This is a genomic window from Gemmobacter aquaticus (assembly GCF_007859075.1).
Classification (GTDB): Bacteria; Pseudomonadota; Alphaproteobacteria; order Rhodobacterales; family Rhodobacteraceae; genus Gemmobacter; species Gemmobacter aquaticus.
The window spans coordinates 126,277-139,927 of the sequence record NZ_VOAK01000021.1 but is presented as its reverse complement, the minus strand read 5'-3'; the positions used below and the strand labels follow the sequence as shown (position 1 = coordinate 139,927).

11 protein-coding genes and 1 tRNA gene are annotated in these 13,651 nt (G+C 64.4%); 8 read left to right on the top strand and 4 right to left on the bottom strand.

Annotation, left to right across the window (positions count from 1 at the left end):
* Positions 1-16 precede the first annotated feature (16 nt).
* A complete protein-coding gene (locus tag FQU74_RS12380; protein WP_146286782.1) occupies positions 17-709 on the bottom strand; it encodes an arylesterase in 693 nt (230 codons plus the stop codon).
* On the opposite strand from FQU74_RS12380, the gene FQU74_RS12375 reads away from it, so the two are divergent.
* Both FQU74_RS12375 and FQU74_RS12370 read left to right on the top strand, forming a co-directional pair.
* The gene (locus FQU74_RS12375) at positions 708-1,394 is read left to right on the top strand and encodes an ABC transporter ATP-binding protein (protein WP_146286781.1); all 687 of its coding nucleotides are present in this window, start codon (positions 708-710) and stop codon (positions 1,392-1,394) included. The genes FQU74_RS12380 and FQU74_RS12375 overlap by 2 nt on opposite strands.
* Positions 1,391-3,904 carry an ABC transporter permease gene (locus tag FQU74_RS12370; protein ID WP_146286780.1) on the top strand — a complete coding sequence of 838 codons (2,514 nt, stop codon included), beginning with the start codon at positions 1,391-1,393 and terminating at the stop codon, positions 3,902-3,904. Before FQU74_RS12375 ends, FQU74_RS12370 begins: the two co-directional genes overlap by 4 nt.
* A 16-nt stretch (positions 3,905-3,920) precedes the next feature.
* Here the strand turns inward: FQU74_RS12370 and FQU74_RS12365 are convergent, their stop codons facing one another.
* Complete coding sequence (locus FQU74_RS12365; RefSeq protein ID WP_146286779.1) at positions 3,921-4,529, bottom strand: hypothetical protein; 609 nt, start codon at positions 4,527-4,529, stop codon at positions 3,921-3,923.
* Positions 4,530-4,657: 128 nt separating this feature from the next.
* Between FQU74_RS12365 and argE the strand changes: the two genes are divergently transcribed.
* The 3 genes from argE to FQU74_RS12350 all read left to right on the top strand — a co-directional run bounded on the left by argE (position 4,658) and on the right by FQU74_RS12350 (position 8,126).
* Positions 4,658-5,806, top strand: coding sequence for an acetylornithine deacetylase (gene argE, locus FQU74_RS12360; protein ID WP_146286778.1), 1,149 nt, complete (start codon positions 4,658-4,660; stop codon positions 5,804-5,806).
* 152 nt (positions 5,807-5,958) lie between these two features.
* Positions 5,959-7,965 (top strand): hydantoinase/oxoprolinase N-terminal domain-containing protein, encoded by a 2,007-nt coding sequence (locus FQU74_RS12355; RefSeq protein WP_146286777.1) that lies wholly within the window; start codon positions 5,959-5,961, stop codon positions 7,963-7,965.
* An 84-nt stretch (positions 7,966-8,049) separates the two neighbouring features.
* Positions 8,050-8,126, top strand: a tRNA-Met gene (locus FQU74_RS12350).
* A 107-nt stretch (positions 8,127-8,233) separates the two neighbouring features.
* Here FQU74_RS12350 and FQU74_RS12345 read toward each other — a convergent pair.
* Complete coding sequence (locus FQU74_RS12345) at positions 8,234-9,127, bottom strand: CPBP family intramembrane glutamic endopeptidase (RefSeq protein WP_229704392.1); 894 nt, start codon at positions 9,125-9,127, stop codon at positions 8,234-8,236.
* Between the two features lie 369 nt (positions 9,128-9,496).
* Here FQU74_RS12345 and FQU74_RS12340 point away from each other — a divergent pair, with 369 nt between their 5' ends.
* Positions 9,497-9,886, top strand: a complete 390-nt coding sequence (locus FQU74_RS12340; protein ID WP_146286775.1) for an acyl-CoA thioesterase — start codon at positions 9,497-9,499, stop codon at positions 9,884-9,886.
* A gap of 41 nt (positions 9,887-9,927) precedes the next feature.
* On the opposite strand, the gene FQU74_RS12335 is transcribed toward FQU74_RS12340, so the two are convergent.
* A complete protein-coding gene (locus tag FQU74_RS12335; RefSeq protein ID WP_146286774.1) occupies positions 9,928-10,596 on the bottom strand; it encodes a GntR family transcriptional regulator in 669 nt (222 codons plus the stop codon).
* Positions 10,597-10,686: 90 nt separating this feature from the next.
* On the opposite strand from FQU74_RS12335, the gene FQU74_RS12330 reads away from it, so the two are divergent.
* Together FQU74_RS12330 and FQU74_RS12325 are read left to right on the top strand one after the other, a co-directional pair.
* Complete coding sequence (locus tag FQU74_RS12330; protein WP_146286917.1) at positions 10,687-11,709, top strand: AbrB family transcriptional regulator; 1,023 nt, start codon at positions 10,687-10,689, stop codon at positions 11,707-11,709.
* A gap of 355 nt (positions 11,710-12,064) precedes the next feature.
* Entirely contained in the window at positions 12,065-13,627 is a 1,563-nt protein-coding gene (locus FQU74_RS12325; RefSeq protein ID WP_146286773.1) for an ABC transporter substrate-binding protein, read from the top strand.
* Positions 13,628-13,651 lie beyond the last annotated feature (24 nt).

Below are 13,651 nucleotides of genomic sequence, written 5' to 3'. Positions count from 1 at the left end.
CATCACGTCGCCTGCTTCAGGGCTTGGCGCGCTCGATCAACTCAAGAACGCGTGGGCCAAGCTGCGCCACGATGCGGCTGACCCCTTCGGCAGAGGGGTGGATGCCATCCGCCTGCAGATAGGGGCGCATCGCCTCGGGCTCGCCGCCACCGATCCCGGCCATGAAATTCGGCTCGATCAGCGCGCCGTGCTTTTTCGCAAGGTCGGGGAAGATCGCGTCGAATTGCTCTTTCCATTCGATCCCATAGTTGGTGGGACCGGGCAGGCCGATCAGCAGAGCCGGCAGGTCGCGCCCGTCGGCGCTCGTCAGGATCGCATCCAGATTGTCGCGCGTAATCGCAGGATCGAGCCCGCGCAGAAGGTCGTTCCCGCCAAGGGCCACGATCAGCGCATCGGTATCGGGTGTCAGGGACCAGTCGAGCCGCGCAAGTCCCCCCGCGCTGGTGTCGCCCGACACGCCGGCATTGACCACAACCGCCTCGGCCCCTTTCGCATCGAGCCACTTCTGAAGCTGCGGAACGAATCCCTCGCCCTCCGGCAGGCCGTAGCCCGCGGTCAGGCTGTCGCCCAGTGCGACCACTGTCACGGGTTCGGCCGCGACGGCGGTGGTCGACAAAATCAATGCGATGAAGGCGTTGCCGGAATGCCGGCGCACCCCATATGCAAATGCAGAAACACGTGACGGGCAGAGACAAGAGGCAATGGGCATGGCTGAACCGATTCTCGCGCTTGACGGGGCGCAGCTGACATTGGCGGGAAACGCCGGCCCGGTCGAGGTGCTGCGGGGCATCACACTGACAGTTGAACGGGGCCAGTCGGTCGGGTTGATCGGCCCGTCCGGGTCGGGCAAGTCCTCGCTTCTGATGCTGATGGGCGGGCTGGAGCGTCCAACGGCAGGCACGGTCCGCGCGCTTGGACATGACCTTGGCGCAATGGATGAGGACGCGCTGGCCCGCTTTCGGCGCGGCAGCATGGGCGTGGTATTCCAGAGCTTTCACCTGATCCCGACCATGACGGCGCTGGAGAACGTGGCGCTGCCGCTGGAACTGGCCGGCGCAGCAGATGCCTTTGACCGGGCCGAGGCCGAGTTGCGAGCGGTGGGGCTGGGCCACCGGCTTGACCATGTGCCTGCGCAACTGTCGGGGGGCGAGCAGCAGCGCGTGGCGCTTGCCCGCGCCGTCGTTTCGCGCCCCGAGATCCTTCTTGCGGATGAGCCGACGGGCAACCTCGATGCCGCAAACGGCGCTGCGGTGATGGATCTGCTCTTTGACCTGCGCGACCGGCATGGCGCCACCCTGATCATGGTCACCCACGCGCCCGAGCTTGCGGCGCGCTGCGACCGTGTGGTGCGTCTGCTCGACGGACGCATTGCGGCGGACGGGGTGGCGGCATGAGCTGGACGCTGGCGTGGCGTCTGGCACGACGCGACCTGCGCAGCGGATTGCGCGGCTTTGGCATTTTCCTGACCTGCATCGCGCTTGGGGTGGCGGCGATTGCCGCCGTCGGGCAGGTGCGTGCAGCGATCGGGGCGGGACTTGCCTCGCAGGGGGCCGTGATTCTGGGCGGAGACGCCCAGATGGAGTTCACCTACCGGCGGGCTGATCCTGATGAGCGCGCCTTCATGGCCGAGGTGGCCGAACGCGTGTCCGAAGTGATCGAGTTCCGATCGATGGTCGGTGCGGGCGAGGCGCGGGCGCTGACACAGGTGACGGCAGTCGATGATCTTTACCCCCTGTTCGGCGCGGTAGAGCTTGATCCGCCGATCCCGCTCGACGAGGCGCTCGGCGTCGACAAAAATGGACTTCCGGGTGCTGTCATCGATCCGGTGCTGCTGGAGCGTCTGGGCGTTGCGCCGGGCGACACGGTTCGGTTGGGAGAGCGGGATTTCCGTGTCACTGCCGCGCTGTTGCGTCAGCCAGACAGTGCGGCCGCCGGCTTTGGCCTTGGGCCACCCATGCTTGTGCGCAGCGCAGATCTTGAAGGGTCGGGGCTTCTGATGGCGGGCTCGCTTTATGACAGCGAATACCGGTTGGATCTGCCGCCGGGCACCGATCTTGCGGCGCTTCAAGTGCAGGCCGAGGCGACATTCACCGACAAGGGCCTTCGCTGGCGTGACACGCGCAACGCAGCCCCCGGCACCGAACGCTTTGTCGAGCGGATCGGATCTTTTCTTGTGCTGGTCGGTCTCGCAGGGCTCGCAGTGGGCGGTGTTGGCGTTTCAAGCGCCGTGCGGGCGTGGCTAGAGGGCAAGGTGCCCGTCATTGCGACGTTGAAGACGCTGGGCGCCGAAAGTGGCCTCGTTTTTCGCATCTACCTCATCCAAGTGGGCCTGCTGGCGGGTGTGGGTGTTCTGGCCGGGCTGGCGCTTGGTGCGGTGGGCGTTCTGCTTACGGCCCCCCTGATTTCTGCTGCCATGCCATTTCCCACAGCGTTTGGACTTTATGCCCGCCCGATGGCCGAGGCCGCGTTTTACGGCCTGCTGACCGCGTTGATCTTTGCCATGTGGCCGCTTGCACAGACCGAGCGGGTGCGTGCGGCGGCACTCTATCGCGGCGCGGGGCGCAGTGTGCTGCCGCGCGCGGGCAGGGTCTTGCGGGTCGGGGTGCTGGCGCTTCTGCTGATCGGGGGCGCGGTCCTGATGTCGGGCGCATGGCAGCTTGCGCTTGGCACGCTTGCCGGGGTCACGGCGACCTTGGGCCTGCTCGTCGCGGTCGCAATAGGCCTGCGCCACCTCGCCCGGCGTGTCGCCCGCAGGCTACGGGGGCGGATGCGGCTGCGCGCGGCTCTTGGCGCCATCGGTGCAGAGCGCGGCGAGACGGTGTCAGTGATCCTGTCTCTTGGGCTGGGTCTTTCCGTGCTGGCGACAGTCGGGCAGATCGACACCAACCTGCGCAGCGCCATCGACCGCGACCTTCCGGACCGCGCGCCGGCCTACTTTCTTGTCGATATCCAGCCCGATCAGATCGAACCCTTCCGAACGCTGACAGACGGTGATGCCGAGATCAGCCGGGTCGATACGGCGCCCATGCTGCGCGGGGTCATCACCCAGATCAACGGCCGCCCGGCCAAAGAGGTTGCCGGTGATCACTGGGTCGTCCGTGGCGATCGGGGCATCACCTATGCCGACGCCTTGCCCAAGGGCACCACGATCACCGAAGGCACCTGGTGGCCCGAGGGATACTCCGGCGAGCCGCAAGTGAGCTTTTCGGCGACCGAGGCTGAGGAGCTGGGGTTGAAGCTGGGCGACAGTCTGACGATCAACGTGCTGGGCCGCGATATCACCGCACGGATCACCAGCTTTCGTGCGGTCGATTTCGCGACGGGGGGCATGGGCTTTGTGCTGACGCTGAACGCAGCCGCCCTTTCGGGCGCACCCCATACCCATATCGCGACGGTCTATACGCCGCCCGAATCCGAGGCGCGGTTCCTGCGCACCCTTTCCAACAACTGGCCCAACATCACCGCGATCCGCGTGCGTGACGTGATCGACCGCGTGACCGAGGCGCTGGATGCGATTGCGACCGCCACGGTCTGGTCGGCCGGTGCGGTGCTTCTGACCGGCTTTGTTGTGCTGATCGGTGCCGCCGCCGCCGGTGAGCCTGCGCGGGTGTACGAATCGGCGGTGCTCAAGGTGCTGGGCGCGACTCGTCGGCAAATCCTTGGCGGCTTCCTCATGCGACAGGCGCTGATGGGGGCTGCGGCGGGACTGGTTGCCATCTTGGTAGGGGCCATTTCCGGGTGGGTCGTCATGGTTTGGGTGATGGAGGCAAGCTACAGCTTTGAGCCGCTCTCGGCCCTTTCGGTCGTGCTTGTGGGCATTGCAGCCAGCCTTGTTGCCAGCGTCGTCTTCATTCTGCGACCACTTGCCGCCCGCCCGGCGCGGGTGTTGCGGCCGCAGGATTGACCTCGGTGGCGGCGGGTCAGTTGGTCAGCAGCCGATAGCCCGCCGCGCCTTCGCCCGGATTGTGCAGGGTGACGGTGATCTGCGCGCTTTCCGTCAGGGTCACGCTGCACAGACGCTCGGCGCGGCAGAGGATCTGCTCACCTTGAGCAACCTCCAGCGCGATCCGCGTGCCAGATGCTGCCAGCACACCGATATCGAGCGCAACACCCCCTTCGGCGGGCATTTCGTACAGATGGGACTGGCCTGGGGCCAGCGCAGCTTCCGACATGCGCAGGCTGTCCTTGGGCAGAACCTCGGCCGTTGCCTCGGTCGAGGTCATCAGAATGCCAAGAGTTTCATCCATCGCCACAGCCGCACGCGCCGCCGCCAGCATCTGCGCTGCATCCAGAGGCAGGGGCGCATCTTCGGCCTTGCCCTTGCCTTCAACCTTTAGTTCGCGTGGGATCGGCTGCATGGTGATGCCCGCAGCGAGCCGGGCCGCAGCGATCTGAGTCAGCCCGTCGCGTGTGGTGACGCCCGCATCAAACAGCTGCTGCGCCATCACGGCGCGCGCCACAGGGCCGTCGGGCGCGGCAGAGGCGGCGCCGCCAAGGATCAGGGCGGGCATGAGGAAGGCAAGGCGCATGCGGACTCCGTCAAAAGCTGGCGCAACCTGACAGCACGGGCGCCGAAAGGAAAGACCTTGCCCTGCAAAGCCACTTTCCCCGACGCTGACTTGGCGCTATTTGTGCAGACATAAGAAGGGATGAGGCAATGCGAGATATCTTCGAGCAACTGATGCGCCACGATACGGTCAGCGCGCGACCGAACTTGCAGCTGATGCACTGGATCAAGGCGCGGCTTGAGGACGCGGGCATCGCCGTGACGCTGATCCCTGATGCAGAGGGCCAGAAGGCCAACCTTTATGCGACAGTCGGGCCCGAAGGGCAGGGGGGTGTCATGCTCTCGGGCCACACGGATGTCGTTCCGGTCGAAGGCCAGGCCTGGACCAAACCGCCCTTTGCGCTGACCGAAGAGGATGGCCGCTACTATGGTCGGGGCGCGGCCGACATGAAGGGCTTCTGCGCCCTTGCGATCGACGCCATGCTGAAGGCGGCGAAGCGCCCGCTGAAAGTGCCGCTGCACCTTGCACTGTCCTATGACGAAGAGATCGGCTGCATGGGGGTGCGCTCGCTTGTTGCCATGCTGGCGAAAGCCCCCGTCAAACCGCGCTTCTGTATCGTCGGAGAGCCGACCAACATGCAGGTTGCGACCGGCCACAAAGGCAAGATCGCGCTGCGGGCTACCTGCATCGGCCGCGAGGGTCATTCGGCCCTTGCGCCCCTTGCACTGAACGCGCTGCATCTGGCAGCGGATTTCATGGGTGAGGTGCGCGCCCTTCAGGCGCAGGTGGCGGCCGAAGGTCCGTTCGATGGTGACTATGACGTGGCCTATTCGACGATCCACGTCGGCAAGATGCAGGGCGGTGTTCAGGTCAACATCGTGCCCAACACCGCCACGCTCGACTTCGAGATCCGCAGCCTTGCCGAGCATGACCCCGAGACGCTGATCCTGTCCCTTCGCGCGGCGGCTGACAGGATCACCGCGCCGCTGAAAACCGCCTTCCCCGAGGCGGAGATCCGGGTGGAGCGGCTTTGGGACTATCCCGGCCTCGGCACGCCCAGCGATGCGCAGGTGGTGAACTTTGTCAAATCGCTGACGGGCGCCAATGGCACGATCAAGGTGGCCTTCGGCACCGAAGGCGGCCTTTTCTCGCAGCGGCTTGGCATCCCCACGGTGATCTGCGGCCCCGGATCGATGGCGCAGGGCCACAAGCCCGACGAATTCGTGACGGTCGAGCAGATGGCACGCTGCGAGGCGATGCTCGAGGCGTTGCTTGCGCGGCTCGAGTCCGGCCTCTGATCCGCTTTCCTTTCCAAATATCCCGGGGGAGCCCGGAACGGGCGGGGGCAGCGCCCCCGATCTGCCGGTACCGCACAAGTTCTGGTCGCCATGGGGGATGATCTTTCCCTCCCGGCGCCCTAAACCGGATGCCAGCGAACAGGGGCAGGACCATGGCTTATTTCCTCGGTGTCGATACCGGCGGCACCTATACCGACGCAGTCATCGTGGATGAGGCGGCGACGCATGTGCTGGGCAAGGCAAAATCACTGACCACACGGGCCGACCTGTCACAAGGGATTGGCCGTGCGGTCGATGCGGCGCTTGCCGCCGCAGGCGTCGCGCCATCGCAGATCGCACTTGTCTCGCTGTCAACGACGCTTGCAACCAATGCGCTGGTTGAAGGGCAGGGCGGACGCGTTGCGCTGATCTTCATCGGCTTCGACGAGGCCGATCTTGAAAGGGGCGGCCTGACCGAGGCGCTTGGGGGTGATCCGGTTCTGCTGCTGGCTGGTGGGCACGAACATTCGGGGGCCGAGGCCGCACCGCTGGATCTCGCCCGGCTTTCCGCCGAAGTGGCGCGCCTTGCGCCCGAGGTCATGGGCTTTGCCGTCGCCGCCCGTTTCGCCACCCGCAATCCCGCGCATGAGGTCGCCGCGCGCGAGGCGATCCGTGCCGCGACGGGTCGGCCTGTGACCTGCTCGCATGAATTGTCGGCCGGGCTGAACGGCCCCAAGCGCGCGCTGACGGCGGTGTTGAACGCCCGTCTGATCGGGATGATCGACCGTCTGGTTGCGGCCTGCGAAAGCCACCTTGATGCCGTGGGGATCGACGCGCCCTTGATGGTGGTGCGGGGTGATGGGGCGCTGATCTCGGCTGCCATGGTGCGGGAGCGTCCGATCGAGACGATCCTCTCGGGACCTGCCGCCTCGATCGTGGGTGCGCGCTGGCTGACGGGGCAAAGCGATGCGCTGGTCTCGGACATCGGGGGGACGACGACCGATGTCGCACTTCTGAAGGATGGCTTGCCCGAGATCGACCCCGAAGGCGCCCGCGTCGGCGGCTTCCGCACGATGGTCGAGGCGGTGGCGATGCGCACGACCGGGCTTGGCGGCGATTCCGAGGTGCATCTGATCCAGTCCGGTCTGGACGGAGGTCTGCGTCTTGGACCGCGTCGTCTGATCCCGGTGTCGCTTCTGGCGCAGGATCACGGGGCGATGGTCCATGCCGCCCTTGATCGGGCGCTTTCGACCGAGGTTGCCGGCGAATTCGACGGCCGCTTTGTCGTGCCGATGCCCGGATCGTCGGGTGGGCTTTCGGCGCGGGAAGAGGCCCTCCTGGCGCGGATCACCGAACCCATGCCCATGGCCCGCCCCATCACCTCGCGGCTTGAGGTTGCGGCGATGGACCGGCTGGTTGCACGCGGCCTTGTAATGATCGCCGGCGTCACGCCATCAGACGCAAGCCATGTTCTGGGCCGGCTTGATGCCTGGGACCGGGCGGCCGCGGAAAAGGCCCTGCGCCTGATGGGCCGCCGCCGCACCGGCAAGGGTGAGCGTTTCGCGACCGACCCCAAGGATCTTGCGCAACGCATCATCGATCAGCTGACCCATCAGACAGCCGATTGCCTGCTGGAGGCTGCATTCGCCGAAGACCCCGCCCTTGGGGATGAGGACCCGGGTGCTTTGGCCCGGCATGTCCTGACGCGTCTTGGCATTGCGGGGCACAGGGGTGTCGTGCAGACCACGCTGCGCCTTGGCGTTCCGGTGATCGGGTTGGGGGCGTCGGCGCCCTCATACTACGGTGCGGTCGGCATCTTCCTCGGCGCCGAGATGATCCTTCCCGATCACGCCGATGTCGCAAACGCGATTGGTGCCGTTGTGGGGCAGGTTCGCCAGACAGCCACGGGCCTTGTCTCCTGTCCCGGTGAAGGTCGTTTTGTTGCGCATCTGCCCGACGGTAACCAGTCTTTCCCAAGGCTTGAGGACGCACTCGCCGCCCTTGAAGCCAGCCTCTCTGCGGAAGTGCTGTCCCGCGCCGCCCGTGCCGGGGCCGAAGACGCCGAGGTTCAACTGAAGCGTGACATCCGCGAGGTCGAGATTGAGGGCCGCCGGATGGTCATCGAGGCAAATGTGGTTGCCACTGCCGCAGGCCGGCCGCGTGCGGCCCATGTCCGCTAGACCCATGGCTGCGGAATACGGCATTGGGAAATGTGCGATTCCCGCTTGACCCCCCCGACGCGCTTCACTAAGTAGCGCGCCAGTGGCTAGGTAGCTCAGCTGGTTAGAGCACGCGACTCATAATCGCGGGGTCGGGGGTTCGAGTCCCCCCCTCGCCACCACTTTCTCCTCTTGGACCGCCTGCGATAACCTGTCGTTCGGCGACACCACAGCAAGCCTGTCCCAAGGACTTGGGGGGCATGCCTGTCTGGCTCGCCCCCGTTGCATTTCAGCGCTTCCACATCGGCGGCATGATGTGGCCGCGGCGGATGGCGATCATCAGCAGGATCACACCGGTCGTCGTACACAGCACCAGCGCGACCACCGAATGTTCCATCCCGAAGCTGCCCCCTGTCAGCAGTTCAGGCCCTTCAATTTTAGCCTTGAGCAGCCCAGGGTCGCTGACGGCGCCGGAGACGACACCGGAAAAGACGGCCGACTGGAAATAGTTCCATGCCATGTGAAACCCCATGCAGATCCACAAGCGGCGCGTGACAAGATAGGCAGCGGCAAGCAGCAGCCCCGCTTCGATACTAATGTAGATGGCCCCGCCGAGTGTGGCGTCCGGATTCAGGAGATGCAGCAGACCGAACACGAGCGATGAGACCAGAATTCCGACCCAACTGCCAAATATGGCCTCGACCGACCGGAACAGGACGCCGCGAAACAGAAGTTCTTCGAAGACCCCCGATTTGATCGCCAGGGCCAGGTTGGGGATCAGGAACGCCAAGGGATTAAGCCCCTCGACCTTGTAGATGCCAAGCACCATCAAGATCACGGCGCAAGCGGTATAGAGGCCTGCCCCAATGAGGGCGCCAATGACCCATTCCCGGCCAAGACCCGGCGTTGACAGTTCGGTCACGTCGCGACGTTCGATGAACTTTCCATAGGCCACGTACAGGGCAATCGCCGCCAGACCCAGAGCGATCTGGATGGGCACGCCCAGTAGCGGAGTATCGTGGAATTGCTCCAGGCGGGCCTGGGCCCATCCCATGAATTGGAACATGGCGGCGCCCAGAACGATCAGGCGCGTCAGCGGCGACTGCAGAATCCGAAGCCACATCGGTTGAGCGGCGACACTTGTTTCTGTCATGGACGACCTTTCTAAGTTTCTTGTGCGCATGGACACGGTCAGTGTGTCGGCATACCCGATCCGTTCTTCCGGGCTGACAGTCAGCCTGCGGTATCAATTGGGCCCCTACATTGATCGACCCGGTTCCAAAGTATGTGCCGGCAATCCTGGTCGCCCTATGGTTTGTTGATAGGTACCCCGTTGCAGCCACGCTATCCATTTTGCGAAAGTTGCCACGCTGTCATTGATGGTGCATTGACGCTGGATTGGTCGGGTGCGCACGTGTGGGCGGTGGTTGGAAACCACGGCCTTTACCATGTTCCTTTTCGGTCGCATGATGGGCCGCTGCCGCCGAAACTGGCGACTATCTGAACGAGGGACACAACATGGATACCCGACCGCCCGCATCCGCTTGTGGCCATGTCCTCTGATCAGCCCGCGGGCGAGCCCGTCATCCGTACCATCGCCATGCCCGCCGACACCAACCCGTCGGGCGATATCTTTGGTGGCTGGCTGATGGCACAGATGGACCTTGCGGCGGGCAATCTTGCCGCGAGGGTGGCGCGGGGCCGTTCGGCCACCATCGCGGTCGAGGGGATGACCTTCCACAAGCCTGTAAAGGTCGGGGATGAAGTGTCGCTTTACGCAGACATGGTTTCCACCGGCCGGACATCGATGCGCATCCATGTCGAAGCATGGCGGCGCAACAGATATGCCGAAGAAAGCGTGAAGGTGACCGATGCCATCTTCACCTTCGTCGCACTGGACAGCGAGGGGCGCCCCCGTCCCCTGTCCGAACTGCAGGACTGATCGCCTGACCGCTCTGCGCTTTGTCCCTCTGCGACGGGGGTCTACGCCTCGTCGTGCAGTGGGATCTCGCGACCGCGCATGGCGCGGATGCGCATTGAAAGGGCCGCTTCGACATGGGCCCGCATCGCCGCCTCTGCCGCAACCCCGTCACGGGCCTGCAGCGCCACAAGGACTGCTGCATGTTCGCCCAGAGAGGCCGTCACGCGGTCAGGGTCGGTGAGCGTGCTGGGCCCAAGGATCAGCAGCGTCTTTTGCAGCGCGCTGACCGCCTTGACCAGAAACCGGTTGCGCGCGGCGTCAAGCAGGGTGCGGTGGAACTGCCGGTTCAACTCGCGTGCAATGGGGCCCGGTGGGGCAGAGGCCAGGTCAGTGTTCAGTGCGGCAAGCTCTGCCAGTTCGATCTCGGATGCGGCCCGTGCCGCAAGCCGCGCCGCCGTCCCCTCCAGCACCGCCCGCATCTCATAAAGCTCGATCACTTCGGCATAATCGAGGCTGCGCACTGTCGCGCCCTGGCGCGGCAAATGCACGACCAGCCCATCGGCCTCTAGCTGACGGATCGCCTCGCGTACGGGCGTTCGGCTGATTCCCAGACGCGCGGCCAGATCGGTTTCGCGCAGGCGCGTTCCTGGGCCGAGCCTGCCAGCGCGCACCTCTTCAAGCAATTGGCGATAGGCGCCTTGCCCTTGGGAAAGGTCGCTGTCCTCAGCCATGCAGACACCTCACTTGCCATTATAGTATCCATATGTATACAACTGGATGCAGAATCGGCAAGGAGCAGGATTGTGTTTTCTTCGCTGTCCATGCGGCTTGTGACATTCGGAATTGCGTTCGCGGGTGCCGTCCTGTTCAAATTGGCCGGTTTTCCGCTGCCCTTCCTCTTCGGACCGATGGCCGTCTGTCTGCTCGCGGCTCTGGCCGGAATGCCGCTCAAGGGGGTGGGGCTCCTCTCCACCCTGGCGCGGACCATTCTGGGGGTCGCGATCGGCGCATCGATCACGCCCGAGGTGGTGGGGCGCATCCCGCAGATGGCGGGCAGCGTGGCGCTGGTCCCAATCTATGTGGTGCTGATCGGCCTCGTCGGCGTGCCGTTCTTTCGACGCCTGGGATTTGATCCCGTGACGTCGTGGTATGCCGCAATGCCCGGCGGGCTGCATGACATGGTGACCTTCGGCCAGGAGGCCGGTGCCGATGTGCGCGCCCTGTCCCTGATCCACGCGACCCGGGTTCTGGTGATTGTGACCGCCGCCCCGATGATCCTCTCGGGGCTTTACGGCGCGGGGTTGACCGGTGCCATAGGTGCGCCGCTTCGCGATCTTCCGGTTTCAGAGATCATCCTTATGTCCGCCGCCGCCCTGATCGGCTGGAAAGGCGCCGAACGGCTCGGCCTATTTGGAGCCTCGATCCTTGGGCCCATGATCGTGACCGCCGCGCTCTCCCTGTCTGGGCTGATCCACGCCCGCCCGCCCGCCGAGGCCATTCTGGCGGCGCAGCTTTTCATCGGTATCAGCATCGGGGTCCAGTACGTGGGCGTCACCTTGCGCGAACTGCGGGGCTTTGTCCTGTCCGGCCTCGCCTTTGTCGCCATTCTGGCGGTTCTTGCCGCTGCCTTTACCGAACTTGTCACCCTGACGGGGCTCGCAAATCCGGTTGAGGGATTTCTGGCCTTCGCGCCGGGCGGGCAGGCAGAGATGACGGTACTTGCGCTGGTGGCGGGTGCCGACCTTGGCTTTGTGATCCTGCATCACCTGACGCGCATGGTGGTGGTTATCCTTGGCGCGCCGGTCGCGGCCCGCCTGATCGGCATCGGGCGACCGGGTTCCTAGACCGCAGATCTGCGTGATTCCACGGGTGCCAGTCGCCTTCTGTATCGGATCGGCCCTGTCGCTGACCAGCGCCGTGATGTGGCTGGCATAGTGCAACCCTGCCTCTTCTCGTGGTATATTTGACCGCAAACTGCGGAAAAATGTGGCTGCGATGGCAATAATGGCCATTCTGGCAAGCACCGTCGAAAGAGCTGGATCGAGGTGTCGAAAAAATTGTCGACAAAATGATTGACAAAAAGGTCCGCAATTCTGACAGTGAAGACAGGACCGAACGACCGCAAAGCCTTCGTCCATCACCAGCTCGCAAGTCCCGGCACCAGACCGGGAGGAGACGGGCCTTCAACAGGGACCGACCATGATCTTGAGAACCACCCTGCTTGCCGGCGTAGCCCTCGCCTGCCTCGCCACGACCGGAACCGCGCAGACCCTGCGTTGGGGTGCCGCACGCGATATCAACTCGCTGGACCCCTACTCCTATGGCTCCACCTTCACCATCAGCTTCCTGAACCACGTCTATGAAGGTCTGGTCCGCTATGATGCCGATCTGAAGATCGAACCGGCGCTGGCGACCGAATGGGAAGTGATGCCCAACAACATCTGGCGCTTCAAGCTGCGCCAGGGCGTCAAGTTCCATGACGGCGCCGAATTCACCGCCGACGACGTTGTAGCCTCGCTCGCGCGGGTCAGCCATCCGGATTCGCCCCTGAAGGGCAACCTGCCGGCCTACAAATCCGCCACCAAGGTCGACGACTACACCGTCGATATCGAACTGGTCGGCACCTATCCGCTGCTGCTCAATGACCTGACGAACATCCACATGTTTGATGCAGGCTGGCTGAAAGAGCACAACGCCGAAGTCCCGACCGACGTGGCCAAGAAGGTCGAGGGCTATCCGACCTTCAACGCCAATGGCACGGGTCCCTTCATCGTGGAAAGCCGCGTGCCCGACAGCAAGACCATTCTTGTTGCGAATACCGGGTGGTGGGATGCGCCCAAGCACAATCTGGAACGCATCGAGTTCACCCCGATCTCGTCCGAGGCGACGCGCGTTGCGGCGCTGCTTTCGGGTGAGATCGACTTTACCGAAAAAGCGCCTGTGCAGGATCTGCCGCGCCTCGCCGCTGCGCCGAACGTCAAGGTGATGGAAGGCAACGAACTGCGCACGATCATGTTCGGCTTCAACTTCCAGGACAAGCTGCACAACGGCGAGCCGAACCTCTTCAAGGACAAGAAGATGCGTGAGGCGGTGGGCCTTGCCATCGACCTGAACCTGATCCGCGACAAGGTGATGCGTGGCAAGTCGCGCGTGACCGGGACGGTCGTCGCCCCCGCGATTCCGGGCTACGATCCTGCCCTCGACACGCCGCCGGCCTATGATCCGGAAAAGGCCGCAGCGATGATCAAGGAACTGGGTGCCGAAGGTTATGCCTTCGAGATCATGTGCTCCAACGACCTCTGGGTAAACGAGGAAGAGATCTGCAACGCGCTGGTGTCAATGCTGACGCGCGTGGGTCTTGCCCCGCGCCTCAACATCGCCCCGAACGCCGTCCAGCAGGTCAAGCTGACCAATGGCGAGGCGGACATGTTCGCCTTTGGCTGGGCCAACGAGCCGATGCTCGACAGCTATTCGATCCTGCTGCAGACCTTCCAGACCAAGTCGGAAAACGCGGGGGTGTTCAACTGGGGGGGCTGGTCCTATCCTGAGATGGACAAGCTGATCATCGCGGCCTCGACCGAACTTGACCGCGAAAAGCGTCTGGCCCTGCAAAGCGCGGCGCTCAAGATCGTGAAGGACGAGTCGATCATGCTGCCGTTCCATCAGCAGCCGATGGCCTGGGCCACCTCTGACAAGGTGGAGAGTGTCGTCCAGCTTTCGGACAACAAGGGCCGCCACTGGCTGACCCGCATGGCAGAGTGATTGCGCTGAACCAATCCCTTGCCC

Coding starts and splice junctions, on each gene's coding strand:
- argE (WP_146286778.1), top strand. CDS start 4,658: ATGCGAGATATCTTCGAGCAACTGATGCGCCACGATACGGTCAGCGCG.
- FQU74_RS12345 (WP_229704392.1), bottom strand. CDS start 9,127: ATGCGCACAAGAAACTTAGAAAGGTCGTCCATGACAGAAACAAGTGTC.
- FQU74_RS12335 (WP_146286774.1), bottom strand. CDS start 10,596: ATGGCTGAGGACAGCGACCTTTCCCAAGGGCAAGGCGCCTATCGCCAA.
- FQU74_RS12325 (WP_146286773.1), top strand. CDS start 12,065: ATGATCTTGAGAACCACCCTGCTTGCCGGCGTAGCCCTCGCCTGCCTC.
- FQU74_RS12375 (WP_146286781.1), top strand. CDS start 708: ATGGCTGAACCGATTCTCGCGCTTGACGGGGCGCAGCTGACATTGGCG.
- FQU74_RS12370 (WP_146286780.1), top strand. CDS start 1,391: ATGAGCTGGACGCTGGCGTGGCGTCTGGCACGACGCGACCTGCGCAGC.
- FQU74_RS12355 (WP_146286777.1), top strand. CDS start 5,959: ATGGCTTATTTCCTCGGTGTCGATACCGGCGGCACCTATACCGACGCA.
- FQU74_RS12380 (WP_146286782.1), bottom strand. CDS start 709: ATGCCCATTGCCTCTTGTCTCTGCCCGTCACGTGTTTCTGCATTTGCA.
- FQU74_RS12365 (WP_146286779.1), bottom strand. CDS start 4,529: ATGCGCCTTGCCTTCCTCATGCCCGCCCTGATCCTTGGCGGCGCCGCC.
- FQU74_RS12330 (WP_146286917.1), top strand. CDS start 10,687: ATGCGGCTTGTGACATTCGGAATTGCGTTCGCGGGTGCCGTCCTGTTC.
- FQU74_RS12340 (WP_146286775.1), top strand. CDS start 9,497: ATGTCCTCTGATCAGCCCGCGGGCGAGCCCGTCATCCGTACCATCGCC.